Below are 1371 nucleotides of genomic sequence, written 5' to 3'. Positions count from 1 at the left end.
TTGACTGCAACAGGCGGATGCCCTTGCGGACAGGCTAAAATACGACCATCATCGGATATATCAAAGTCGCAAAGGCTAAGCTTATCTTCTTTCGGGGCTCCCATAACCGGTGCAACCAGTTCAACCCCCTGGGTTTCTGCTTTTTGGAGGTTATCATCGCTGCCGTAGAGAGAATCGGCAATAACTTCCTTAGGTGCAAACCCGTTTACTTCGGCAGATTCAATTGCAGGTAAAAGAGCGTTCGCATCACTTTGGCACGCCTTTTCCACCTTGACATGGGTAATCAGTCTTAGCTGTTTGTCTTTGGGATCATCACAAGGTGAGTATGTTTCCATGATCTGAACCTGATACCCTTGTCCTTTATGGCCGCTGTAACTTGCATCCGGATCTGACGGATTCTGCAATGAATCGGAAGCAACCTCTTTGGGTTTCTTTATCTCAACAGGATTATCGGTATCATCGGTTAAGTTGCATTGCTCATTTAAAACCCGTTCAAGAAGTTTGAAACTGTACAGGGCAGATACTTCATCTATATGCCGGAACTGTGCAAACAGGTTAAAAAGATCCTTGCTTACTTCGCTTAAAGTCTTTTGAGATTCGGATGGCTTTACCATGGAAAAGCAGCCCATAGCACTTTTGGTAAAGTATTTTTCAACAATATGCTTATCGGCCTTATCAAAGAAAGCGGGATACTGCCGTTTAAGGTTAGCCAGAAATTTGTGGATAGCTTCTGAAAATATTCCGATCCTGCCAAGCCTGCGCATATTGGACTTTATATGTACTGAGTCAAGACGCTGCTTGTCGGTATTGACATTAAAGGCTTCAGCCAGCTTGGCTGTGCCGGAGCTGAAGATTATGTCTTCGAGACCGTTTTGTATAATTATGTTTCGGTTGTTCCACAATGTTTTAGTGCTGACGTATTTGGCGTTATCCGATTCTTCCACGATATTTAATGCATAATGCCATTGCATATTAAAGCAATACTGCTGGACCGTTTCTTCATCAGTAAGGTTACACGCCTGTTGCAGAATAAGTGCACCAAGCATGGAATAAAGCTCTTTTGTTGACCGCCCCATGTACTCGTCGAAAAACTTTGCAAATTTATCGGCAGGAATAGAAGGCAGAATGTTCTCACGGAATAATCCGGGCCATCCGGCATCAAGCATATTCCGTCTTTTTGGAGAAATACTACTCCATGGATCTAAAAGGTAAAGCTGTTTAGGATTTTGCATATGTATCATAATATTCCTCTTAACCATTTGATTCTGTTAATTATATATATAAATTAAAGAAATAAAAGTCAAGAGAAAACTTTATAAATAATAAAATAATTCAATGTGTTATAAAATGTTACTTTTTACGAGACCATCA

General features: G+C 40.9%; 1 protein-coding gene. It reads right to left on the bottom strand.

The features are described 5' to 3' along the window. Nucleotides 1–1241 (bottom strand): transposase (locus VXK47_RS06640; RefSeq protein ID WP_435547987.1); only part of this gene is annotated, 1241 nt, incomplete at its 3' end. Nucleotides 1242–1371 lie beyond the last annotated feature (130 nt).

Source organism: Desulfobacterium sp. N47 (genome assembly GCF_051233685.1).
Lineage (GTDB): Bacteria > Desulfobacterota > Desulfobacteria > Desulfobacterales > RPRI01 > RPRI01.
Note: the sequence above shows the minus strand (reverse complement) of the source record. Positions and strands in the feature narration are given on the sequence as shown.